The 23,065-nt window shown below is 30.6% G+C and carries 22 protein-coding genes; 15 read left to right on the top strand and 7 right to left on the bottom strand.

All coding sequences use genetic code 11. The annotated features are described in order from the left end of the window. Positions 1–561 carry an acyltransferase gene (locus Spiro2_RS11075; protein WP_422398041.1) on the top strand — a complete coding sequence of 187 codons (561 nt, stop codon included), beginning with the start codon at positions 1–3 and terminating at the stop codon, positions 559–561. A 4-nt stretch (positions 562–565) separates the two neighbouring features. Here Spiro2_RS11075 and Spiro2_RS11070 read toward each other — a convergent pair whose 3' ends face one another. Both Spiro2_RS11070 and Spiro2_RS11065 read right to left on the bottom strand, forming a co-directional pair. After that, positions 566–754 carry a type II CAAX prenyl endopeptidase Rce1 family protein gene (locus tag Spiro2_RS11070; protein WP_338635880.1) on the bottom strand — a complete coding sequence of 63 codons (189 nt, stop codon included), beginning with the start codon at positions 752–754 and terminating at the stop codon, positions 566–568. Beyond that, entirely contained in the window at positions 709–1,713 is a 1,005-nt protein-coding gene (locus tag Spiro2_RS11065) for a cyclic nucleotide-binding domain-containing protein (RefSeq protein WP_338635879.1), read from the bottom strand. Before Spiro2_RS11065 ends, Spiro2_RS11070 begins: the two co-directional genes overlap by 46 nt. A gap of 191 nt (positions 1,714–1,904) precedes the next feature. Between Spiro2_RS11065 and purH the strand changes: the two genes are divergently transcribed. The 6 genes from purH (at position 1,905) to Spiro2_RS11035 (ending at position 10,228) form a co-directional block, all read left to right on the top strand. After that, positions 1,905–3,563 carry a bifunctional phosphoribosylaminoimidazolecarboxamide formyltransferase/IMP cyclohydrolase gene (purH, locus tag Spiro2_RS11060; RefSeq protein WP_338635878.1) on the top strand — a complete coding sequence of 553 codons (1,659 nt, stop codon included), beginning with the start codon at positions 1,905–1,907 and terminating at the stop codon, positions 3,561–3,563. 125 nt (positions 3,564–3,688) lie between these two features. Further along, positions 3,689–4,465, top strand: coding sequence for a substrate-binding periplasmic protein (locus Spiro2_RS11055; RefSeq protein ID WP_338635877.1), 777 nt, complete (start codon positions 3,689–3,691; stop codon positions 4,463–4,465). Positions 4,466–4,550: 85 nt separating this feature from the next. Then, on the top strand, positions 4,551–6,218 hold the full coding sequence (locus tag Spiro2_RS11050; RefSeq protein ID WP_338635876.1) for an ABC transporter ATP-binding protein: 1,668 nt from the start codon (positions 4,551–4,553) through the stop codon (positions 6,216–6,218). A 3-nt stretch (positions 6,219–6,221) separates the two neighbouring features. Next, a complete protein-coding gene (locus Spiro2_RS11045) occupies positions 6,222–8,048 on the top strand; it encodes an ABC transporter ATP-binding protein (protein WP_338635874.1) in 1,827 nt (608 codons plus the stop codon). Between the two features lie 18 nt (positions 8,049–8,066). Further along, positions 8,067–8,843 carry an SDR family NAD(P)-dependent oxidoreductase gene (locus tag Spiro2_RS11040; protein ID WP_338635873.1) on the top strand — a complete coding sequence of 259 codons (777 nt, stop codon included), beginning with the start codon at positions 8,067–8,069 and terminating at the stop codon, positions 8,841–8,843. Between the two features lie 143 nt (positions 8,844–8,986). Further along, positions 8,987–10,228, top strand: coding sequence for a S8/S53 family peptidase (locus tag Spiro2_RS11035; RefSeq protein WP_338635872.1), 1,242 nt, complete (start codon positions 8,987–8,989; stop codon positions 10,226–10,228). Between the two features lie 15 nt (positions 10,229–10,243). Here the strand turns inward: Spiro2_RS11035 and tyrS are convergent, their stop codons facing one another. Continuing rightward, positions 10,244–11,509, bottom strand: a complete 1,266-nt coding sequence (gene tyrS / locus Spiro2_RS11030; RefSeq protein WP_338635871.1) for a tyrosine--tRNA ligase — start codon at positions 11,507–11,509, stop codon at positions 10,244–10,246. Positions 11,510–11,552: 43 nt separating this feature from the next. Between tyrS and Spiro2_RS11025 the strand changes: the two genes are divergently transcribed. The 3 genes from Spiro2_RS11025 (at position 11,553) to Spiro2_RS11015 (ending at position 14,036) form a co-directional block, all read left to right on the top strand. Beyond that, the gene (locus tag Spiro2_RS11025; protein ID WP_338635870.1) at positions 11,553–12,431 is read left to right on the top strand and encodes a hypothetical protein; all 879 of its coding nucleotides are present in this window, start codon (positions 11,553–11,555) and stop codon (positions 12,429–12,431) included. A 31-nt stretch (positions 12,432–12,462) separates the two neighbouring features. Further along, positions 12,463–13,101 carry a hypothetical protein gene (locus Spiro2_RS11020; protein ID WP_338635869.1) on the top strand — a complete coding sequence of 213 codons (639 nt, stop codon included), beginning with the start codon at positions 12,463–12,465 and terminating at the stop codon, positions 13,099–13,101. 221 nt (positions 13,102–13,322) lie between these two features. After that, a complete protein-coding gene (locus Spiro2_RS11015; RefSeq protein ID WP_338635868.1) occupies positions 13,323–14,036 on the top strand; it encodes a hypothetical protein in 714 nt (237 codons plus the stop codon). Positions 14,037–14,048: 12 nt separating this feature from the next. On the opposite strand, the gene Spiro2_RS11010 is transcribed toward Spiro2_RS11015, so the two are convergent. The 4 genes from Spiro2_RS11010 to Spiro2_RS10995 form a co-directional block, all read right to left on the bottom strand. After that, positions 14,049–15,062, bottom strand: coding sequence for a hypothetical protein (locus tag Spiro2_RS11010; RefSeq protein WP_338635866.1), 1,014 nt, complete (start codon positions 15,060–15,062; stop codon positions 14,049–14,051). A gap of 230 nt (positions 15,063–15,292) precedes the next feature. After that, the gene (locus tag Spiro2_RS11005; RefSeq protein WP_338635864.1) at positions 15,293–15,973 is read right to left on the bottom strand and encodes an NAD(P)H-binding protein; all 681 of its coding nucleotides are present in this window, start codon (positions 15,971–15,973) and stop codon (positions 15,293–15,295) included. A 42-nt stretch (positions 15,974–16,015) separates the two neighbouring features. Further along, complete coding sequence (locus Spiro2_RS11000) at positions 16,016–16,807, bottom strand: aspartate kinase (RefSeq protein WP_338635862.1); 792 nt, start codon at positions 16,805–16,807, stop codon at positions 16,016–16,018. A 6-nt stretch (positions 16,808–16,813) separates the two neighbouring features. Next, a complete protein-coding gene (locus Spiro2_RS10995) occupies positions 16,814–17,311 on the bottom strand; it encodes a response regulator (RefSeq protein ID WP_338635860.1) in 498 nt (165 codons plus the stop codon). Between the two features lie 178 nt (positions 17,312–17,489). Between Spiro2_RS10995 and Spiro2_RS10990 the strand changes: the two genes are divergently transcribed. The 5 genes from Spiro2_RS10990 to Spiro2_RS10970 are packed head-to-tail and all read left to right on the top strand — an operon-like array spanning position 17,490 to position 22,980. Next, the gene (locus Spiro2_RS10990) at positions 17,490–18,470 is read left to right on the top strand and encodes an ABC transporter ATP-binding protein (RefSeq protein WP_338635859.1); all 981 of its coding nucleotides are present in this window, start codon (positions 17,490–17,492) and stop codon (positions 18,468–18,470) included. Then, positions 18,467–19,195 carry an ABC transporter permease gene (locus Spiro2_RS10985; RefSeq protein ID WP_338635858.1) on the top strand — a complete coding sequence of 243 codons (729 nt, stop codon included), beginning with the start codon at positions 18,467–18,469 and terminating at the stop codon, positions 19,193–19,195. The genes Spiro2_RS10990 and Spiro2_RS10985 overlap by 4 nt, the downstream gene beginning before the upstream one ends. A 3-nt stretch (positions 19,196–19,198) precedes the next feature. Continuing rightward, entirely contained in the window at positions 19,199–20,860 is a 1,662-nt protein-coding gene (locus tag Spiro2_RS10980) for a Gldg family protein (RefSeq protein WP_338635857.1), read from the top strand. Then, on the top strand, positions 20,857–22,311 hold the full coding sequence (locus Spiro2_RS10975; protein WP_338635856.1) for a DUF4340 domain-containing protein: 1,455 nt from the start codon (positions 20,857–20,859) through the stop codon (positions 22,309–22,311). Before Spiro2_RS10980 ends, Spiro2_RS10975 begins: the two co-directional genes overlap by 4 nt. Before the next feature lie 6 nt (positions 22,312–22,317). Next, positions 22,318–22,980, top strand: coding sequence for a hypothetical protein (locus tag Spiro2_RS10970; RefSeq protein WP_338635855.1), 663 nt, complete (start codon positions 22,318–22,320; stop codon positions 22,978–22,980). Positions 22,981–23,065: the final 85 nt, after the last annotated feature.

The following is a 23,065-nucleotide window of genomic DNA, read 5'->3' as shown; positions in this document are numbered from 1 at the left end:
ATGCCATGGCTTTATTTTTCATTAAAAGATAAACATAAAATTTGGGCAGAACCATGGCAACAAGAAATTCAAGCACAACTGCAAGAGTTAGAAACAGTGAAAATAGGTAAAAACTGTTTTATTTCTCCTGAAGCAAATATTTTTGCTGAGCCAGGTAGGCAAATTACGATTGGAGATAATGTGACTATAGCTTCGCATGTTTTTTTGCATGGTCCAATTACTATCGAAAATGGCGTGAGCATTAACACTGGAGTTGTGATTGATGGAGGCGCAAAAGGCGTTTTTATAGGACAAAATTCTAGAATTGCTTCGGGTGTAAAAATTTATGCTTTTAATCATGGAATGAAGGCTGATTTTTTAATAAAAGAGCAGGCTGTAACATCTTATGGTGTTTATATAGGTAAAGATGTTTGGCTTGGAGCTAATGCATGTATAACAGATAATGTAACAATAGGTAACCATGTTGTGGTTGGAATGGGAGCTGTTGTTACTAACAGTGTTGCAGAATGGTTAATTGTTGGTGGTGTGCCAGCCAAAGAAATTGGATGTAGAAAAAATTAATTAACTATACAATATTTTCAAATCCAACAATAAATGCCCCCCAAACACCAATTAAAACATGAGAAACGCTTACGGATATTAATGAATTTTGTTTTGCGTATAACCAACCCCAAAATATACCAGGAATAAATGCAGAAAGTGCAAATCCTAAACTAATATGCGAATGGCCACCTGCAAAAAGAATATTAGACATAATAATTGATGACCACATTGTCTTTTTTTTGCCACAGATAAAAACTTTTGTAGCGCAGATTGAATTCCGCTTCTTACAATTAATTCTTGAATTGGTACAAATATAATATAACCAAATAAAGCTGCAAAATATACTTTTAAACTGATATCTTCTGGTGTTTTAAATATTGACATAGGATCAAATAATGGCAAATGATTATATTTTGGTACAAAACTAATAATACATAACTTAATTGTCATAATTGCAATCAAAAAAGGGATGGTTAATAATATAGCTTGTATTACAGATTTTCTCCAGTTAATTAATGTAATTCCAAATTCTTTTAGAGGATAACCACTTTTCATCATCATAGAAATTATAAAATAACAAAACATTAATAATACAACTATTGTGACTAGGGTTGAATTTGAAGTGTGTTTTTTTATTACTTGGAGTAATTCAAGAGTAAATGCATACAACGCTGTAATTGCAATAATGTTAACGGCAAAATTACCAATTGCAAGTTTTTCTTTTAGCACATCAACTGTCACTTCATTTGTATAGCGAAGCCGTCGAGAGATTTTTTCGCCAAAATATGAGGTTAGTAAGGCATAAATTTCTAAATAATTGGGGTCTTGTTTTATTTGTTCAAGGTCAAAGCTTAAAACCGTCACGCTATCTAAGGCACGCGCACTTGCCGAGCGAGCGATATTTTCAAATAATGCCATTTCTCCTACAGTTTCGCCCTTAGATAATGTGGTTAAACAATAAAATTTATTGCCATTTTTCTTTAAAATTTCGACATTACCATTAATAATTACAAAAAAATTTTGATCAACATTGCCTTCGTTAATAAAAATTTCTCCCGGATTTAACTCAATTTTGCGAGAAACTTTAATTAAATTAGATAATTGTTCATCATTGAATTTGCTAAAGAGAGATATATTTTTTAATGATTCTTCGATAGCTGATTCACTCATGCCTGGTCCTGTATTTTTGAATTGCGCAAAATTTTTCGGCATTTCTTTAATTTATATTAGATGATTTATTTTTTTTGCTAAAAATGCTAGCAAGTTTAATCTGGCCGATGTGAGTTTAATGTTTTGTAAATGCATTGTATTTATTTGTTTAAGAGATGATAATTTTATTTAATTAAAGGGCAAATTGGGTTATGAAAAACAAAATTCCTTGTTCCATGCAGCAGCTAAATTTGGTAAAACTTAAAAGAGTACTTTTATCTGTATCAAATAAAGACAATCTTTTTGAATTATGCTCGTACCTTACCGAGAAAGGTTGCGAGTTGGTTGCCACGTCTTCTACATTGCAGTCAGTAAGAAAAATGGGATTTGCTTGTTCTAGCGTTTCTGATGTTACTCATTTTCCTGAAATTTTAGGGGGCAGGGTGAAAACACTACATCCGAGCATTTTTGGAGGAATCTTAGCAAGGCAGGATAATCAATCTGATTGCTTAGAATTACAGCAGCATAATATTCAAATGTTCGATCTTGTTGTGTGTAATCTGTATCCTGTGCAACAGGTTCTCGAAAACAACGCAAGCAACGAAGAAATTATTGAATCTATTGATATAGGTGGTGTGAGTTTACTAAGGGCTGCGGCAAAAAATTATGAATCCGTATCTGTGTTATGTGATACTGCTGACTATAAGATTTTTATAGAATTATCAAAACAACACAATGGCTCTGTTCCGTTATTGCTAAGAAAACAGCTTGCCGTAAAAGTTTTTAGCGAAACATCGGCCTATGATTATGCAATTTTCTCATACTTAGAAAAGCAACTGGTATCACAAGACAATGTTCTTAAAAATTACGATGGACCCATTCAATTAAAAAATGCGCAAAATTTAAAAAATTTGCCTGAGTCTTTTAACTTATCTTTTACCAAGCACAAAGATTTAAGATATGGAGAAAATCCTCATCAAAATGCCGCTTTGTACAAAATTAATCAGTGTAAAAACCAAAATTCGTTGACAATGACAAACATGAATTGTTTTCATGGGAAAGAGCTTAGTTATAACAATGTGTTAGATATTGAGCATGCAATCAAGTTGAGTGTCGATCTTTCTAATAAATTTACGGCGGTCATTTTAAAACACAATACCCCTTGTGGTGTTGGGGTATCGAGCGAATCGTTGCACGAAGCTTATAAGCGCGCCTTTGAATTTGATCCAGTGAGTCCCTTTGGGGGAATTGTCTGTTTTAATAGCTCTGTTACCTATGAGTGTGCAGTAGAATTAGCAGAAATATTTTTGGAGGTGATCATTGCGCCACATTTTGATGATGCATCGTTAGAAGTTTTAAGAAAAAAGAAAAATTTACGACTCGTAACTTTTAATCCGCAACAGGCACTCACAAACTCAATGCAGATTACCCATGTTCAAGGAGCAATTCTGCTGCAATCTTCTAATAATTTAGTTTTTGATTCTAGAAAATTACATTTTGCTACTAAAATAAAACCCAATAACTTTGCATTGCAGGCGTTTCAGCTCGGTATGTCTGTGGTGAAACATGTTCGTTCAAACGCTATTGTGGTGGCCAATAGGTTTCAGACTTTAGCAATTGCTGGTGGGTTTACAAACCGGGTTGATGCTGTGGCTTACTGTTTAAGTAAAGTGAATCAGGTTTCTGATGAGGTGATTTTAGCAAGTGATGCATTTTTTCCATTTTCGGATAGCATTGAACTCATTAAAAATAGCGGTATACGATTTGTTATTCAACCGGGAGGTAGTATTCAAGATGCAAACGTTATAAAAGCTTGTGATGATTATGAAATTTCTATGGCTTTTACAAATATTCGTCATTTTAAACATTAAAACACTTCTCAAAATAGTCAAAATTTAATTAAGTAGAGTACAATTTTAAAAAAATATTGTAACATTTAAAAACAAGTTAATTTAATTTCCTGATAAAAATTAAAAAATATTTTTTGAGGAATATCATGATAAAGCGTTCAATATTAGTTATTGTATTAGGCATACAGTTTAGTAATGTAGCGTTTTCTGAATCAATAAGTGTTGCTTGGACTGATTGGTGCCCTTGGAATTGCGATCAAGACGTCAATTTGGGGTTTACAAGTCAATTGGTTGAAAATGTGTTTGCGATGTCTAGAATTACCGTACAATTTCAAAAATATTCTTGGTCTGTTGCTATTAACGAAGTTCGTGAAGGTCGTATAAATGCTTTGTTATCTCCGGCAAAACAAGAAGCTGAGGGTTTAATTTATTCTAAAAATCATGTTGCTTATCAGCAAATGTGTTTTTATGTAAAAAAAGATTTTAATTGGATATATCAAGGTATAAAAAGTCTTGATCAAATAAAGCTAGGTATTATGAGAAATAGCAACTATCCTGGTCTTATGGATTATATCCAAAAGAATTTAAACGTGTCAGATAAAATTTTTCAATTAAGTTCTTCTGATGTATTAGGAACTGGATTTGATTATCTTATAAATAAAAAATACGATTCTTTCTTAATTGATAGTGTTACTGCCGAGTATTATTTAAAAAATAATAAAAAAACAAACATTTTTAAAAGAGTTGATTGTTTACCAAAAGAAAACTTGTACATAGCATTTTCCCCAAAAAATATGAAAAAAAGCATGAGATTATCAGAAAATTTTGATTTAAATTTTGAAAAATATATAAAAACCAAGTCATTTAGTAATTTATTATATAAATATAATTTAAACAATTTTTATGTACTAAATAAAAATTGATTTGGAAAGTTTTTATGCTAAAAAAAAAATAAAAAATAATAGCCTTACTTTAAAAATATTATTTATGCGTCCTCATATGAGAGTGATGGTTCTGCTAATAAGTTTGATTGCCACTTTATTCTCATTAATTATTCCTTATTATCAGAAAGAATTTTTAGATACACTTTTGCAACACAAGAACATTAATGAATTGTATATACTATTATTATTAATGTTTCTTTATGCTATTATGTCTCAATTTTTTTATTTTTTAGCAAAAATTTTAAGTAGTAATGAAGGTAGTGTAGTTCAAGATTTTTTGTCTGGAATTACGTATTCAAAAACCTTAAGAATTAAAAACGAAAATACAAAAAAAATAACAGTTGGACATGCATTATCTGTATATGCAACAGATGTTAATACAGCATCCTCATTGATTGATGATATATTTCCAAATTTTATTGCATATTTTCTTCCATTGTTATTGGCTCCTTTTGCAATTATATATATAACAAATATTGATCCAATTACAATTATATATTTTACATTTGTAGTATTGTTTTTAAATTTTTTAATAGCAATTAGACAGAGTAAAATTTTTATTAAAAGTAAAATTTTATCAGCAATACGAATAGGAAATGTTAATGAATGGTTAATAAATATTAGAGCAATTAGAGTTTTAGGAAATACTGATTGGATGGAAAATAAAATAAAATATGCGCGAATTCAGGAAACTAAAAATAGACTATTGATGGTTACCAATGGTACGACAATGAGTTCTATAGGTAATGTGACGCCATATATAATAAATATTTTTGCATTATATTTACTATATAAAATTTATGGAGATAAAGTTACTTCTGGTCAGATATTTAGCTTATTGTGGATTTTTGGGGTATTGCTTACAAGACCAATACGAATGATACCACTAATGTTTGTAACTTTTTTTGATTGTTATACTTCAATTAAAAGAGTAGAAAATTATTGGAATCAAGATTTAGAAGAAAAATTTATTGAAAACAATGATCAAGTAAATAACGGATTAATTAAAATAAGAGGATTAACTTATGAAAATGAAGGAAAAATTTTACTTAATAATATTAATATTGATATAAAAGATAAAGAATTTATTGCTATAGTTGGTGAGCTTGGTTCAGGAAAAACTTTGTTTCTAAAAGCTCTACTAAATATAATTAACTCTAGTTTTAAAATTTATGAAATTGGTAATAAATCAGTTAATATGCTACCATTAAGTACTTTGCGATCTTATTTTAGTTACGTTCCGCAAGAATATTTTATTATAAATTCAAATATTAGAAATAATGTTGCATTTGAATATGATTTTTATAAAGAAATAGATGATGAAATAATAAATTCTTTAGAGTTGGCGCAATTTTACATGAATAAAGAAAATGTCTCTAATGGATTAGATACAGAAATTGGCGAAAGAGGAGTGAGTTTATCTGGTGGACAAAAACAAAGAATTGCAATTGCAAGAGCGAGTTTTTCAAACAGGCCAATTATTTTATTAGATGATTGTTTAAGTGCTGTGGATATAAATACAGAATATAAAATTAATAAAACTTTATTAAATGGGTTCTGGAAAAATAAAACAAGAATTTTAGTAACTCATAGATTATCAGTGATTCAAAAATGCGATAAAATAGTTTTTTTTAAAGATGGAAAAATTATTGATATAGGTAATTATGAAGAATTAATGAAAAAATCGCTTGAATTTAAAGAATTTGTTGTCATTAATTCAATTAAGGATTAAGTTATGAACATTGAAAATGAAACAAATGAAGATCGAATATTTGAAGGTAAATACTCAAAATCAGTGTACAAAACAATTTATGATTCAATGGGTAGCCATAAATTATCATTTATAATATTTATATTAATTGGTTTTATTGGAAGAGGTTTTCTTTTATTTAATGCAAATATTATAGGATTATGGGTAGATAATGTATGTTATCAATCTAATATATGTAAAAATAAAAGCAATTTTTTTTCTGAATACACTAGCACAGAATTTATTTATTTATTATTAACGGTTTCATTGGTTGGTTTTATATTTATTTTAATTTTTAGAATAGGTCTTGCAAGACTTGGTACGCATTTTGTTTCAAATTTGTATGATAAAACAACATATAATGTGTCAAGATTTCCAATATATTTTTTTGATAAAAATCCATTAGGAAGAATTATAACAAGATTTAGTAGTGATTATGCAGCAATATTAAGAATGTCTGGAGGTCCATTAACGGAGTTACTTTCAACATTATTTGATATATTTTTATTTATTGTATTAATTTTAATTTCTAGTATGAATTTTTTACCAATTGTTGTAATATGCATTTTGTTAAATTATTTTATTTATAATGTAAATAAAATTAAAATAAGAAACGAAAGAAGAGTCGTTAGCTTAACGAGAGGTCCTGCTCTAGCTCATTTTGCAGAAACAGCGCAGGGTGCCAAAATTATAAGAGTGTATGGTAAAGACAACTCTTTTAAAAGAAGATTTATTTCAAAGTTTAATACTTATATAAAACAGAGAAATAAAACAAATTTTTATGTAAATTTGTTTTCATTACAGCTTTCTATTTTAAATATAGTCATTCTTTTATTAACAGGTTTATTTGGGATGTGGTTGGTAAATCATGGTAAATTGAGTATTGGTTCGTTGGGAGTTGCTTTTACATTTATTTCTATGATTTCTATAACAATTCAGATTTTTTTTGAATGGGTTGCTGTCATGGAAGAAGCATTAACTGGAATAGAAAGAATGGATGATTATTTAAATTCAGAGCTTGAAAAAGGTGCATTAATAAATTATAATTATTCAAATAAATTACAAAAAATTGAGAATGGTAATATTGAAGTAAAGAATTTGAGTATAAGATACAATCAAAAATCTTCTCTTGTATTAGATAATGTTTCTTTTAATATTTTAAATGGAGAAAAAATAGGAATTATTGGTAAAACAGGGAGTGGAAAAACAAGCTTGATAAATGCATTTTATTATATTTATCCCTTTGAAAAAGGAGTGATTAAAATTAATGGTTATGAGCCTGATATTGGACAAAATAAAAACAAAGATTCAAAGTATGTTCAATTAGATATGTTTCGTAACTCGTTATCGTTAATTTCTCAGTACCCTTATATTTTTTCTGGTACTTTAAGAGAAAACTTGTGTTTTAATAATATTATACCTGATCATGATATTTTGGATATTTTAGCACTTGTTGGATTAAAGAAATTTCTTTTAATAGGAAAAAAGTGTTTAGATCTCGAATTAAAAGAAATGGGCATTGATCTTTCACTAGGGGAAAAGCAGCTTATTTGCATGGCAAGATGTTTGCTACAAAATAATCAAATTGTTATTATGGATGAAGCAACAAGCTCTATTGATCCCTATTCTGAAAATATTCTTGTTAATGCAACAAAAAATTTGTTACGTGATAAAACACAAATAATAGTGGCACACAGGTTATCAACTATAGAAGATTGCGATCGTGTGATTTGGCTTGATTCTGGTAAACTGGTCATGCAAGGGGAAGCTATTTCAGTTATAAATGCATTTAGAAATCATCAACAAGGTTAAGTTTGTAGAGGAGTAAAAATGAGTTCAGAAAAATGGATAATAGGAACAGGTTTTTCTCGTGGAATTGGGTATGAGTTAGCAAAAATCATTAAAGACAACAATTATAAAATAATTCATTTGGGAAGAGGACAGAGTGGATATGAAGATATTTTTTTGTGGTGGGATTTAATAAATCCAATATCAGATAGTCCAATTTTAGAATTATCTAAAACCTTATACGGAAAGCAAATAGTTGGTTTTATTTATTGTGCCGGTGTTATGCCAATTTTGGGAGTGAGTGAAACCAACCGGATGGAAAAGCATTTGTTTTGGCAATCACAATCTGAAGCTATGAGAGTCAATTATTTTTCTTGTGCTGAAATAGTTGAAGATATTTTGCCGTTTATCATGATTCAAAATGATACAAGCTCAAATATTATTCCTTTTGTTGCACACCTTTCTTCTTTAGCAGCAGTGGATCCTTTTCCTGGATTAGATTTATATGGTGCAACCAAAGCGTCTTGTTTAATGTATTTTCATTGGTTATCAAAAAGATTTGCTATGGATGAGTTAACATGTTTATCAATTCATCCAGGCACTGTAAATACTGATATGGTAAACAGCGTTATACAAAACGCGCAGCATGATTTAGAAGTTGTTAAAATTTTTAAATCAATGGCGGAAAAGAAACAGCTCATTTCTGCACAAGAATCAGCTAAAAAAATTTATGACTTTATATTTTCAAGCACTAGTATACGTAATAACGCTCATGGTAGTTTATATTTAGCTGATACAAATGAAATATACAAAAAATAAAATAAATTTTTATTTTTTTTGAAAAATCACTGATCTTATTAAATAAATATTTTTGATATCTAATAGACTTATCTAAAAAAAATTAGTTTAATATTTTTGTTTAATTACTTTATAATAATGATAATTTATCGGTGATATTATTTATGATAAATAAAAAAAAACTATATAATTATCTCAACCTCTTTACTGCCACATTATTTTTATCATGTTCAAATACAGATGATGAAAATATTGATGTAGTTAAAGATAAAATTTACATATTAGAAACTGGATTAACTGATAATGAATTGGATAGTTATGGTAAAAAGGTTGTGTATAGGTTTAAATCTATTAATAATTTAGTAGCCTTAAATAATAATAGTCAGTTAAAAAACAATTATGTTAATAGTAGTTTATATAAAATAATTGAAGAAAATGCTAAAGTTAGAATAGATTATAATTTTAATAAATTTTTAAGTAATAAAAAATATAATGAAATTTTTATTCGTACTTATAGTGAGGCAAATTTTGATAAGGCTTTAGATCGTATAAATTCAGCAAATGTTAGTTTACAAAAAGTTAATGTTGCAATAGTGGATTCGGGAGTTGTTCCAGTTACAAGAGCAATTAAGGCAAAGTTAAAGTTTAGTATAAATTTAACAAATGATAGCTCTGATCCTTTTAAAATAATATCTTCTCATGCTACATACTTAGCATCAATATTTGCAGGTATTGATGAATATTTTAGTATCAAAAATGTTTATGCTAAAAATGCTGAGCTGTATTCTTACAGAGTTAATGTTACGAGAGATAGTAGTCAAACAGAAAAAAAATATGGCTCGTTACAATTAGCTGTAGCAATCGACGAGGCTGTTTTTCACAATGCTAAAATTGTAAATTTAAGTTTATCATATTTAAGTAAACCTTATGATAGTTCAATATTTATAGAAAAAATTTTAATTTCTAACGCTGCAAAAAAAGGTATAGTCTTTGTAGTTCCTGCAGGAAATGAAAATATGAACATAGATACACAAGAAGTTTATCCAAGTCGTTACGATTTAAATAACGTGGTTACAGTTTCTTCGCATAACAATCAGCTTGTTAGGGCTTATAATTCTAATTATGGATTAAATGTCGATTTGTCTGCTCAAGGAATTAACTTACATTTAACAAATAATAAGGGAAATTTAGATTTTGTCAGTGGTACGAGTTTTTCTGTTGCAGTGGTTGCTGCTGCAATGTCTTTATATTATGGAGCATTTCCTGCAGCATCTTTAAATACAATGCTTGATCATTTATTTATGAGTGCTAATGATTATAATAATACAAATGAAAACGAAATAATTTCAAAATATGGTAGATTAGATGTTGATAGATTTATTAAGTTAGGAATGGTGAACGATTAAATATTTAAACAAATTTTAATTTAACTTAACAAGATGATAATCTTTTTTACCTTTTCGCAAAACTATCGCGTTTTGTTCTGTATGAAAATCTTCTTCTTTGATTTTATAATTAAAGTCATTCAGTTTATTACCGTTAAATGTGAGTCCATTTCCTTGAATTAATTTTCTTGCTTCGCCTCGACTCGTTGATAATTCACATTTGATTAAAAGTGAAAGAATATCGACGCCTTCTTGCACATCATGTTTTGTTAAAATTGTTGAAGGAGCGTGTGAGAGATCTCCTGTTTGTCCAGAAAACAATGTTTTTGCTGCTTCAAGAGCTTTAATGGCCTCATGTTCACCATGAACGATTTTAGTAATTTCAAATGCCATTAGTTCTTTAATCGCATTTATCTGTGAATTTTTAAGAATTTCTTCAATTTCTTCTTGCGTTTTTAAAGTAAAAACATAAAACATTTTTTGAACATCAGCGTCATGAACGTTTCTAAAAAATTGAAAAAAGTCGTAAGAAGAGGTCATTTTAGGATCAAGCCAAACGGCATTTCCTGCGGTTTTACCAAATTTTTTACCATCACTGCCAACCAAAAGTGGTGTTGTGAGTGCAAATGCTTTGCCTCCCTGAACCCTTCGGATCAGATCGGCGCCAGATAAAATATTAGACCATTGGTCATCGCCACCAAACTGTAAAATACAATTGTATTTTTGATATAAATGTAAAAAATCATAAGATTGTAATAATTGATAGCCAAGTTCCATGAAGGTGAGTCCGCCTTCTTGAAATCGAGTTTTATTCACTTCGGCAGAAAGAAGACGCGCAACAGTAAAGTGAACACCTACATTACGGGAAAAATCTATCCAGCTCATGCCTCCTATCCAATCGATATTATTTACAAAAATTGGAGGATTGGGGCATTCATGATTAAAGTACCGGTTTACTAAGTTTTTAAAATTTTCGATGTATTGAGAGATTTGTTCTTTGGTATTCATTGGGCGCATTTCGCTTCGACCTGTAGGGTCTCCAATGAGTCCTGTCGCGCCTCCAAATAAAACAATGGGTTGCAAACCTTCATCTTGCGCGCGGCGCAACATCATTAATGCAGACAAGTTGCCAACATGAAGACTCGCTGCTGTGGGGTCAAAGCCGCAGTAAACTGCATACCTTTCTCCTTTTGCATTTTTATTTCCTTTTAAAAAAAGTTGTTCTAATTCTTCTTCATGGCTAATTTGAGCAATGAGCCCTCGATCGCGTAGCGTTTTAATTAGAGAACTTTTTACGGTCATGTTTTGCCCTTTCGTACTGGAAAGAATCCTAATGGAGTCCACGATGTCACTTAAACTAAAGAAAATAATTCTTGTCCAGCTATGTTTTTTAAACGTAATTTATTTTATGCCAGCTTTTTCAAATGATTTTTCACCTTCTGATGCATTAAACAGGCCTTCTTCTTCGCTTGCTGCCTCGAGTGGAGCAGGCGCGTCTGCGCCAGGAGATGCGTCGATGATGGATGCAAATCCGGCAATACTTCCCGCATTAAAAAGGCAATATACTCTTTCTGGTGGTATGGCATGGTCTTCAAAAATAGATTCATTTGAAGTTGTTGCCTTTGATTCAACCCTACCACCATTTGCAATGGCGATTCGTGTCAGAGAAACAATTCCAAATGGAACTTCTCGTGACAGAAGCATTAAAGCGGGGTTGGGTTATAAATTACCAAATGTAAACAATTTAAGTTTAGGTTTGTCTTTCGATTATCAGCAACTGAATTTAACCGAATTATGGAAATGGAACGATAACAACTATAGGGTTGGTTTAGGTGCATTTTATCAAATTAATTTAAATTTAGATTCGCCAATTTTTTTAGGGTTAAGTACTAATGGATTATTTGATAAATATAATGCAAAAACTTTTGACTTTGGAGTGTCTGCTTTTTTGATGGATCAGTCTGTCAATTTGAGTTCAGACATATTATTTGACACTGAAAATGGATTGCAAAGTTTTGTTGGTGGTTTAACTCTTATAACAAAAGTGTTTTTAGAGGTTAAAGGGAGTGTAGGTTATAACCCAAAATTTTCACGTTTTTTTTGGGGGTCTGGACTTTTTTTAAAATCCCCCGTTCTTCATGTCTATTATACGCTTGTCAAGAATGATTCCAATGATACAACACTTAAGCAAACGGCGGGCATAGAGTTCGCCCTCTCTCTTTAATTTTGTTTTGTTTGTGCCTTTTGGAGGAATAATGGCAATTACGGATGGTCCCAATTCTCTATTTATTTCAACTCAGTCAAAATCTGCGTCTCGTGTTGGTCATGACATTTTAGCTTATTGCAACCGTTGCAAGATGAATTTAACTCATACTATTGTAACTGTGGAAACTAATAATCAACCTGGACGGGTACAGTGCAATACCTGTAAATCAGAGAAACAATATCGTCCACCAAAATCTGAGGCTTCATTAGCAAAAGGAGGGAAACGAGAAATGGATCGTGATGAAGAACAAGATCTTGATTTAGATGCTGGCGCAAAGCGTTTAACGGGAGAAGAGGGTATTCCAAAAAAGAAAGGTAAATCTAAAGCGAAATCTCGTAAAAAGGATGAAGTTGAAACCAGAGTGCAAAAAAATGCAAGTCAATTGCCTTTGAGTATGCAATCTGGAACCAGTGAAGACATTGCAAACTACGAAGCAAGACTCAGTGCGCAAAAAAATAATATTTCTCAAGCTAAAGAGTACAAAGCTACAGCGCGCTTTAAGCCAGGAGAAATTTTAAATCACAAAGTATTTGGCATTGGTTTTGTTGTTGCTGAAAATGGTTTAAATAAAATTGAAGTTTTGTTTCCTCAGGGAAGAAAATTACTCGCAATTGGATTAGGAACTTAATATTATCCAAAGGTGAAGTTTGACATTCATCTTTGGGTAAAAAAAACTTTAATCCAAATTATTAATAAATACAAAATCTTATACCTCTATATCAAATTTAAAAGATTTTAACAACCTCACTAACATCTTATCAGATTTTGTCTAAAACGCCCGATAAATACCTTGCCAGGTTTGGTATGGCATTTATCCTGTTTAGAAATATGAGCAATCGGAGATAGATAATGGAAAAAGAACTACCTTTTGCGAAATTGCAAAATCCAGAGCAAGTGCTTATGCAGCTCCTTTTTCATTTTTCTATATTAATGGAATATCAGCTTATCGATTTACAATCGAATGTAAGGTCTTTTGTTGACGCTATGTCCAACGCAATTCAAAAAATGGATAGTTTGGTAGTAGAAGAAGGCAGAAGTGCACAAGAAATCTACGAAAGCTTGTTTAATAAATCATCTGGTACCGAGGCCACAGCCTTAAATCAACGGGCAACTTTTAGAGCCGATGATATTTTTGCCGAGGCTTCTGCACAATTTGATGTGACAAAAGTGCCAATACTTAATAAAAATAAAGATAATAATCAGGAAAGTTCTGAAGGAGCCAATGAGAGCTCAAATGCTTTTGATAAAATTTGGTCTGAAATTTCTAAACGATTTGAAAGTGTTTGTCGACTCGAAGAGCGTTTAAGGCCTCAAGTTTATACTATGATTCAATCTCTAAATTTTGAAGACATTCAGACTCAAAGAATTGAGCATGCGTTGACAGCACAACGTAAATTAAATGAAGGCATGATGAAATTTTTAAAAAAAGGTGTTCAAAATTGTAATTTACAAGAAGTATTAGATTTTTCTAGTCAATTAGTGAAAGAAACAAAGGCATCTTACACAATGGCAGACGAAAGAAGAGTGTTTGAGCAAGTTTTCTACGAAGATAATAAAAAATAAATTAAAATTTAATTAACAATTGTCGTTAACGGGTATAGTGATTATTGGATATTTTTTTGGTCTTGGCGGAACTTTTGGAGGAAGATAAGTAAATATCTTTTTTTTTGTCTCTAAAGATTCGTGATAAAACTTTTGTGCTTCTTGAAAAAATTTTTCAGGATTTTGATTCACAAATTCACTTGCTTGTTTTTTTATATTATCAATTCTTTCTAAAAAAATTTTTTTGATTTTTAAATCACTTTCTAAAAATATTTTTGATAAATTTTCATTACACCATTTTTCCCAATTAGTATTCATAAAATTATCATAAATCTCTTTGTCAGAAAAAAAAGTATAAAAATCTTGAAGAGTAATTTTTTTTAAAATTTCGCTATCTTTAAAATAATATCTAAAAATAAATTCATGATCAAAAGCAATAATAAATCCATTTTTTGAAATAATATAATTATTAAAGTTTCGATCTGAATTTCCTAATAAATAATCAAAAATCACTAAAGGGGTATTTTTAGATGAATAATCTTGTTTTTTGCTACTGGGAATTGACTCTAAAAATTTTTTGCTTTCAGCATCAATTGCAAAGCCATCTTCAAAATAATATTGTCTAACATAGTAATTACTGGGGTTTTTAATATCAACAAATTTAACAGTGGGGGGGACTAAATTAAGTTTAAAATTTTTACTAAATGCATATGCAGCAAATTCATTGTCTGAAGAAAGTTTATTTTCATTGTGTTCATTTAAGCTTTCAAAGTCAAAATATTTTTCTACATATTTAATTCCAGTTTTGTTGTCTTTATATAAAGTTACTAAATTATTTTTTGTTAAATCTTTTATTTTTTGTCTATCTTTTAGGCTAAAATCTTTTAAATCAGATTCGATTTTTTCAATATCGTGTTTGTTAAAAAGTTCTTGTAAGCTTTGAATTGAAGTGATATTTGCAAAACATAAAATATTGCAATTTCCAAATATTAAAGTTAACAAAAATATTAAATATATTTTTTCTTTAATTGTTTTTATTTTTAACATTTATAAAATTCCTAAAATTATCTTTTTAAAAAAATTCCTTGCTATTAAAGCAATTTTTTAAAAATAAGTAATATAACTAATTTGTCAATTTTGTTAATAATTATTATATTTTAGAAATATATCTATTATTTAAGTTTTTATTGAATTTATTTTGTAAATATTAAATTTTTAAAAAATAATATTTATAATTTATAAATTTTGTTGAATTAATAATAATTTTAATAGTGTTATTATAAAGTTAGGCTGTCGCCTTCTAAGATTATCCCAGGGGAGGCTTTATCAAAATTTAGCGCATGATGAACCATTGTTTCTGCTAATTTATTCGCTTCAATAGGTGCATATTTGCTAAATGAAAAACTATCGCTAATATTAAATTTTTTTGTAATAGCATCTACTTTTTTGAGAAAAAATGCACCAATGGTTTCTGCAATTCTAATGTTTTTTCTTTTACCTAAAAGGATGCTTGGTCTTACAATAATATATGGTAACAAGCTTTTTGTTAATGATTTTTCAACTTCACATTTTGCAGTTAAATAATAACCTGTAGGGTTAGAAACGCCAATGCTTGAAATAAAAATAAATAAAGTATTTGGAGAATTTTTTTTTATATTTTCTATAAAGTTTATTGGATAATCTTTATCAACTTTTATAAAAGCCTCAAAATTTTTTGCCTTTTTTAAAGTTGTTCCAATACAACAAAAAAACATGTCGCATGGAATTTCACAGCCAATTTTTTTGTACTCATTAAAATTATCAAAATCAAAAATCACTTCGTTTACATTGTCTGTTGTTTTTTCAAGATTTTGATTTCTAACAAGGCATGTTATTTTTAAATCAGGATTTTTGGTTAACAAAGCAAGAACATGACTTCCAAGGAGACCGCTAGCGCCAACCAGTACAACGTTTTTCATGGTTTCTCCAAAATAATACTAAATTAAAATTTAATATTTGGTTTAAAATTCATCTTCGTAACTAATATTATTTTTTAATTTTACCGTGTCTTGGATAATTGTGCCAAGGTTTTCTTCTTGAAATCGTGAAAAGGGAATGACTTTTAAGGGCAAAGAGTTTTTTTCTGCCAATCTAACACATCGAGAATGTAAAACTTTTGCTCCTGCATTCATAATTTCAAAAGCCTCTTGGTAATTGAGTTCAGGCAATAAGCGTGCATTGGAGTAAACTTTTGGATCGCAATCGTATATTCCAAGTACATCTTTAAAAAACTCAACCTTTTCGGCTTCTAAAGAAACAGCTAGCGCAACTGCAGTGGTGTCGGAACCTCCTCTGCCAAGAGTGGTAATTTCTCCCTCGGTGCTCATGCCTTGAAATCCAGCGACAATAATTATTTTACCATTTTCTAAATGAGGTCGTAGTCTATGTGGTTTGACATTAATGATTTTGGCGTTGGAGTGATTATTTGTCGTTATGATGCCAGATTGACTGCCGGTAAAGCTAATTGCTTCTGTTCCTTTAGCAGCCAGTGCCATTGCTAGTAAAGCAATACTGATTCTCTCTCCAACAGAAATTAACATATCCAGTTCGCGACGCGGAGGATTGGGGTTTACCTTATGTGCGAGAGCAATCAGATCGTCTGTTGTGTTTCCCATTGCACTCACAACAACAACGACTTTTTTGTATTGTTGTCTTCTTGTTAAAATAATATTTGCAATAGAAGAAAATGCTTCGGGAGAACTGACAGAAGCTCCGCCAAACTTTAAAACAATACTCCGATTATTAAGACTCATGGATTCCTAACTCGACATAAATAATAACTTACTCACTATTTTTTGAATTTCTTCAACTTCAAAGGGTTTTGTAATGTAATCATCGCATCCTGCATCAAAACCTTTTCTAATATCCTCTTCTGTTTTATTACCTGATATAAATGCTACGGGCAAATTTTTAAGTAGAGGATGCGATTTTAATAATGAGCAAAGTTCATAGCCGTCAACCCAGGGTAATTGAATATCAAGTAGAATTAAATCAAGCTTGGTGTTTTCAATAATTTTTGAAAGTTCCATTGCATCTTTTGCTGTAATGACACGATAATTATCTTTTTCAAAAATTCTTTTAATCGCATTGCGAACAACGGGTTCATCGTCAACAATAAGAATTGTTTTAGACTCTGGTCCTCTTGATATTGCGCGATAAGCCTCTAAGTTAACAACATGTTCGTGAGCCATCGCTTTGCGATTAAGCTCTGCAACTTTTTTTGCAAAAGTTTGATTGCCAAATTTTTTTTTGCGCATAGCATTCAGCCTTTCTGTTGAAATTTTGAATAGAATGCATTGCTGTTAATCGGTGTAACCCTTGATTTGCTTGAATTTGCTAATATATTTCTTACGCATTAAGATACCGACAATTTGACGGTGCTTTTTACCGTAACTAGCATTTTGAATCCAATGCAAACATTTTTGGGAGGAAAAAATGATTGAAGTGAGTGAGCTTGTAAAGCTTTTTGGCGAACGAAAAGTTTTGCATAGTTTAAATTTTTCTGTTGGAACGGGGCGAATATGTGGATTTTTAGGACCTAATGGCTCTGGGAAATCAACCACAATGGATATTTTAGCAGGTTTGCTTGGACCAAGTTCGGGAAGTGCAAAAATTTGCGGCTTTGATGTTGTTACACAAACAAAAGATGTCAAAGCAAATGTAGGTTATTTACCTGACAATCCCCCATTATATAAAGAAATGAGGGTTCATGAATTTGTCGATTATGTTGCAAAGCTTCGTGGCCTTAATTCAAGTGCTCGTAAAAACGATGTTGATTGGGTTATTCATGAATGCGATGTTGCAGATGTGGTAAATAGAGTTATTGGCAATTTGTCTAAAGGATACAGGCAGCGTGTGGCATTGTGTGCCGCACTTGTGCATAAACCCAAGGTTTTAATTTTGGATGAACCGACAGAAGGTCTTGATCCAAATCAAATTTTGCATATTCGTCAATTAATTAAAAAATTAGCAAACGATAGAACAGTGATTTTAAGTTCGCATATTTTATCAGAGGTTCAAGCAACTTGTGATGAAGTTGTAATTATAAACCATGGCCATATTGCAGCTAAAACATCAATTAAAAATGACAAAACTAAACCTTTATATTACTTATATACTTTTGCATCAAAATCCGAAAAAGCATTAAATTGGTTTCAACAAAGAAATTATGTACGTTCAGCAAAACCACTAGCGCAAAAAAACAATTCTATATTAGTTGAGTTTGGTAGTGAATTTTGGAGCGAAAATAATGGCGAAAATATTGCTAATGTAACAGAACAAATTGTTCAAGAAAATTTTCCTTTAATTGGAATTGAAGAAAAAAAAGAAGGTCTTGAAGAATTGTTTTTTGATGTAATTCGTTCGCAGCCAGGAAATCATCAAATACAAATTTCGTCGCTAGGAGAATTAGTATGAGTGCAACATTATCAATTGCGCAAAGAGACTTTAAAGGATTTTTTGGTACGCCTTTAGGTTGGATAGCTGCATGTATTATATTTTTAATATCTGGTGTTGTTTTTTTTATAGTTGTAAGAATATTGCTTGATAGAGGGCAGTCTATTGATCCTGTATCCGATATTATTTCGCAAGTTTTAGGATTTTTAAATTATATTAATATTTTTATTATTCCTGCTTTTACAATGAAAGCAATGAGTGAAGATTTAAATAACGGTACCTATAGATTACAATCTGCAGCTCCAATTTCTACTTGGGAAATAGTTGCTGGAAAGTTTTTGGGAGTTACTTTTTATTTTTCTGTTATTACCTTACTGATGTTAATTTATCCCCTTTTTACATATGTGTTTACTGAGCCAGATTTAAAAGTGTTGGCCACAGGTTGGTTAGGGTTAATTTTAAATACAGCTACTATAATTTCAATTGGATTATTTATAGGTTCTTTAACAAAAAATCCTGTATTAAGTTATTTGGGTTCTGCGTTTTTTATTATTGCGTTTATTATTTCTGGATTTATTCCTGGTGTTCCAGATTGGTATAGAAAAAGTATTAACTTATTAGATTTAAGTAATGATTTTTCTAAAGGAATTCTTAAAACTGGTTCCGTCGCAACTTATATTGCAATTGTATTAGTGTTTCTTTTTCTGTGTCGATTTGTGATGGAAATTAAGAAGTGGAGAATATAATTTATGAAAAAATATAAGCTTGAATTTTCAATAGTAACAATATTTTTTGCTTTTTTAGTGCTTTTATTATGGCAAAGATTAAGTGTTATATCTGAATTTATTCCTTTTGTTTTAATTGGAGTTTGTGTTGCAGTTCTTGCGGTAATTGTGTTTCCTTTTTGGTTTAAAGGTAAAAACAATTCTGATAATGGCGAAGTTTATGCACCTAAATATTTTGCTCAAGCAATAGTATCAAGTATTCTTGGTGTTGTGGTAATTGTTTTCTCTGCTGTTATTTTAAATAAAAATAATTTTTCAAAAACAATTGATGTCACTTCTAATAAAATTAATTCTCTAAGCGATGAATCAAATAAATTTTTAGATGCTTTAAGTAAGCAAGTTGAAATTTATTGTGTTCCTTCACAAAATCCAATTGAAAATTATTGTGATAGTAGTTACGATCTTATTAATTTATTTGCAAAAAAATCAAATAATATTATTAATGTTGGTCCGATTGCTTTTAATAATAAAGAAGCGCTGCAAAGAGTTCAGCCGTCTGGGTTTTCTAGGCTAGTTTTAATGACAGATAATAATAAAACAGAAATTGATGGTGTTGTCACAGAAAGTCGATTAACCAATGCCTTAATCAATTTAGTTCGCTTTAAAAAAATTGTTTACTTTCTTTCTGGCAGTGGAGAGCCTTCAATTTCTGTAGATGCAGGAATTGATAAAAGCTATGTTGATATTGTAGCAGGACTTCAGCATAAATCTTATGAAGTTAAAGATTGGAATATTAAACAAGGTTTTTTACCTAAAGATGCTAGAGTTTTAATAGCAGGTGATAACAATATTCCATACAGTGAAGAAGTTCAAAATATCCTAAAAAACTTTATTGCGCACGGTGGTCGTCTGGTTTTAATTGTAAATCCTTTTCGTGAGCAGGGTTTAGAAAAACTTTATGCTTCGCTAAACTTAAAGTTAGATCCCACTTTGTTAATGCTCAATTCCAAAACCCCCATTGGACAACAAATTGCTAAGCAAAATTTATCTCGCTCGCCAGTTATTGCCAGTAACTTTAGTTTTGAGTCCCCTATTACCAAAATTATTGCTCAGGTTTATGGGGCGCAAGCGGTGATGTTGATTGATGGCGGTCGTCCAATTTCTGTGATGACTTCAGAAAAAAAGAATTCGCCGTTAAAAACTAACGCTAGTGTATTATTAACTTCTTTTAGCGCTGCTCCAATTACGTTAACTTCTGATGCAAGAAATCGCATTGATTTAAATGTCCCATTTCAGTTAACTCCTGATGTAAATTTTGATCCTAACAAATCTTGGCCACTCGCAGTTAGTGTTGATTTGACTGGTGTCTCTAAGCTTGCTGATGATCCTTCTGCAATAAAAATTTCTGATCCAGCGAAGGATAAATCTGAAGTGGTTGTTTTTGGTTTTAGTTTTGTTAGTCCATTTTCAAAATTTACTCCAATTTCTGATGAATTGTTACCTGTTACTGTTGCGCATCTTTATCAGGATCAAGAATTGGTTACAATTCCTCCTCGCGATTTTTCTCCTAAGCAATTTAATTTGTCTCGCAATCCTGGAGCATGGTTACCGCTTTTTTCTGGTATATTACCTGTTTTTACAGCAATTTCTGGCTTGCTTATTTGGTTTAGAAGGAGATCTGCATGAAGTTCTCTCAAAAAGTAGGCTTTGGTATTTTTGCAATATTAGGACTTTCTGCTATTTATTATGGAGACGATTATTATACCAACAAAAAGGAAGAGCGTCTTAAAGAAACTGCGCATGCTATTTTTTTTGAGACTAAAGATGTTTTAAATTTTTCTGTAAAAAATAAAGCAAATACTTTTACTTTTGCTAGAGACAATAACGAATCTCCTTGGCGTATTTTAAAGCCAGTAGAGCTTTCTGCAGATCAAGATACAATAAATAATGTTTTATCTGCAGTTCAACAACTTACTGTTCAACAAGAAGTTCCAAATACAGAAGCTTTGCTTACAGGAGACAAAAAACAACTTGCGCAATATGGACTCGATAATGCGTTAAATTCTGTTACGATTGAAAGAAAAGGAAAAGATAGCTTACAATTACTTTTAGGTAACAAATTAGGTTTTATTAAGAGTTCAAATGAACAAGCTGCTGGTTTTTCTTCTGTTTATGCTATTAATCCTGCTAAAAATAAATTATTAGTAGTTAGTGATATGTTTTCGAGTGTAATTGAAGACAAAACATTAGCTGACTTTAGAACAAAAAGGATAGGTAATTTTACAGGGCAAAACGTAACAGAAATTGAATTAAATTATAATAAAGAAAATTTGTTAGTTCAAAAAAATAATAATTTGTGGGAAGTGTTAAAGCCTCATAAATGGAAAGGTGATGATAACTTTATTTCTGATTACTTAAGTCGTTATCAGGGGCTTTTAGCAGATAAAGTGTATGAAAAAAATGAGATTACTAAAAATTTAATTGAAAAATTTAATTTAAAAAATCCTTCTGCTATTGTTACGTTTAAAGATGCAAATCAAAAAATTCTGCAAAAATTTGAATTGAGCATTACTAAAGATGGTATTTATATCACAATGGTTGATGGTTCTGTTGCTAAATTAAGTTTGGACTTATGGCCAGATCTTGTGCCAAAAGAGAAAAGTTTTCGTAATAAACTTATTATGCTAAATATTAATACTGATTCTATTTCTAGAATCGTTCTTTCTGATGAATTATCTTTTGTGCGAAAAGATAATAATTGGTACCGTACAACATCAACAACTCAACAACCATCTGTTTCTGAAACTCCTAGTCAAGATGCATTTAATTTCTTTTCTAACTGGGAGTTAATGTCTGCCGATGATATTATACTCAATCCAAGTAACGCAGATCTAGAGTATTTTGGCATTACTAAACCATTGAAAGTTTTTTCTTTTGAGTTTAATGAAACGACTAAAATAAAACCTATAAAAATAATTGTTGGCAATAGGGTTCCAAAAAATGAAAAAAATGTGTATTTAAAACGATCTGATTTGTCTTCTGTCTATATTGTCGAGACAGATTGGCTCTCGCAACTTGCCCAACTTTATTCAGTTGGTGATTCTTCACATATATCAGCACAAAAACAGATGGAGTAACCTTTCTTGAAAACAGAACTTTTTTTGATCCCTATTGCTGCTGTGAGCGATAGTCTTCGAGTTTTAGTGACTAAAGATCCCGTAAGTGAAAAACAAACTTTTCCAAGTATTACTCTTAAACAAGATCTTCATTTACATGGAGGTACTAGACGTATTTTAAGCGATCTTTTAGCAAATGCACATTTGGCTGATTTAGAAACTTGGTTTCATTCTGCTCGTTGTAAAGATCGTATTGTCGATGTGTATGATCGCGATTTGTTGTTTGAGCATGCGCAAAGTATTGCAATCGTGCGCGCAATTGCTCTGCCTTTAGAGTTTTCTTCGCAAGCAAGAGGAATTTGGTTAGATGCCGAAAATCTTTTTTCGCAAGACTCAATTTTAGCACCAGATAGCCGTCTTTTTTTACGTGAATGTTTGAATCAGGTGCCGTTGTGGGTAAAAAATACCACTTTTACGTTTGAATTGTTATCACAAGTATTTTCAATTCAAGACTTGCGTTTACTTGTGGGAATGCTTTCGAACCAAGATATTGATCCAGGCAATTTTCATAGACGTCTCAAACGCCTCGATATTTTGCGTCCGTTGGTGACTGGCCAACAGCGTGTTCATAAATGGGAATTTTCTTGGGAAAAAAGTTATATTTTAAACTCAGAAGGGTTGATACCCTAAAAGATTATAAGACCCCTATAAATTTAGGTAAAAATAGACTCTCGCAAGAAAATGTAATTTTTTTTTCAAATCGACTTGACCTATT

The organism is Spirobacillus cienkowskii (genome assembly GCF_037081835.1).
Lineage (GTDB): Bacteria > Bdellovibrionota_B > Oligoflexia > Silvanigrellales > Silvanigrellaceae > Silvanigrella > Silvanigrella cienkowskii.
The sequence above is the reverse complement of the archived record's forward strand: the minus strand, read 5'-3'. Positions and strand labels throughout refer to the sequence as shown.

Excerpts from the sequence above, each read along its gene's own strand:
- Spiro2_RS11015 (WP_338635868.1), top strand. The coding sequence starts at position 13,323 with ATGGAAAAAGAACTACCTTTTGCGAAATTGCAAAATCCAGAGCAAGTG.
- Spiro2_RS11010 (WP_338635866.1), bottom strand. The coding sequence starts at position 15,062 with ATGTTAAAAATAAAAACAATTAAAGAAAAAATATATTTAATATTTTTG.
- Spiro2_RS10985 (WP_338635858.1), top strand. The coding sequence starts at position 18,467 with ATGAGTGCAACATTATCAATTGCGCAAAGAGACTTTAAAGGATTTTTT.
- Spiro2_RS11045 (WP_338635874.1), top strand. The coding sequence starts at position 6,222 with ATGAACATTGAAAATGAAACAAATGAAGATCGAATATTTGAAGGTAAA.
- Spiro2_RS11020 (WP_338635869.1), top strand. The coding sequence starts at position 12,463 with ATGGCAATTACGGATGGTCCCAATTCTCTATTTATTTCAACTCAGTCA.
- Spiro2_RS11025 (WP_338635870.1), top strand. The coding sequence starts at position 11,553 with ATGTCACTTAAACTAAAGAAAATAATTCTTGTCCAGCTATGTTTTTTA.
- Spiro2_RS11005 (WP_338635864.1), bottom strand. The coding sequence starts at position 15,973 with ATGAAAAACGTTGTACTGGTTGGCGCTAGCGGTCTCCTTGGAAGTCAT.
- Spiro2_RS10980 (WP_338635857.1), top strand. The coding sequence starts at position 19,199 with ATGAAAAAATATAAGCTTGAATTTTCAATAGTAACAATATTTTTTGCT.
- Spiro2_RS11040 (WP_338635873.1), top strand. The coding sequence starts at position 8,067 with ATGAGTTCAGAAAAATGGATAATAGGAACAGGTTTTTCTCGTGGAATT.
- Spiro2_RS11050 (WP_338635876.1), top strand. The coding sequence starts at position 4,551 with ATGGTTCTGCTAATAAGTTTGATTGCCACTTTATTCTCATTAATTATT.
- Spiro2_RS10995 (WP_338635860.1), bottom strand. The coding sequence starts at position 17,311 with ATGCGCAAAAAAAAATTTGGCAATCAAACTTTTGCAAAAAAAGTTGCA.
- Spiro2_RS10990 (WP_338635859.1), top strand. The coding sequence starts at position 17,490 with ATGATTGAAGTGAGTGAGCTTGTAAAGCTTTTTGGCGAACGAAAAGTT.
- Spiro2_RS11070 (WP_338635880.1), bottom strand. The coding sequence starts at position 754 with ATGTCTAATATTCTTTTTGCAGGTGGCCATTCGCATATTAGTTTAGGA.
- Spiro2_RS11075 (WP_422398041.1), top strand. The coding sequence starts at position 1 with ATGCCATGGCTTTATTTTTCATTAAAAGATAAACATAAAATTTGGGCA.
- purH (WP_338635878.1), top strand. The coding sequence starts at position 1,905 with ATGAAAAACAAAATTCCTTGTTCCATGCAGCAGCTAAATTTGGTAAAA.
- Spiro2_RS10975 (WP_338635856.1), top strand. The coding sequence starts at position 20,857 with ATGAAGTTCTCTCAAAAAGTAGGCTTTGGTATTTTTGCAATATTAGGA.
- Spiro2_RS11055 (WP_338635877.1), top strand. The coding sequence starts at position 3,689 with ATGATAAAGCGTTCAATATTAGTTATTGTATTAGGCATACAGTTTAGT.
- Spiro2_RS11000 (WP_338635862.1), bottom strand. The coding sequence starts at position 16,807 with ATGAGTCTTAATAATCGGAGTATTGTTTTAAAGTTTGGCGGAGCTTCT.
- tyrS (WP_338635871.1), bottom strand. The coding sequence starts at position 11,509 with ATGACCGTAAAAAGTTCTCTAATTAAAACGCTACGCGATCGAGGGCTC.
- Spiro2_RS11065 (WP_338635879.1), bottom strand. The coding sequence starts at position 1,713 with ATGAGTGAATCAGCTATCGAAGAATCATTAAAAAATATATCTCTCTTT.
- Spiro2_RS11035 (WP_338635872.1), top strand. The coding sequence starts at position 8,987 with ATGATAAATAAAAAAAAACTATATAATTATCTCAACCTCTTTACTGCC.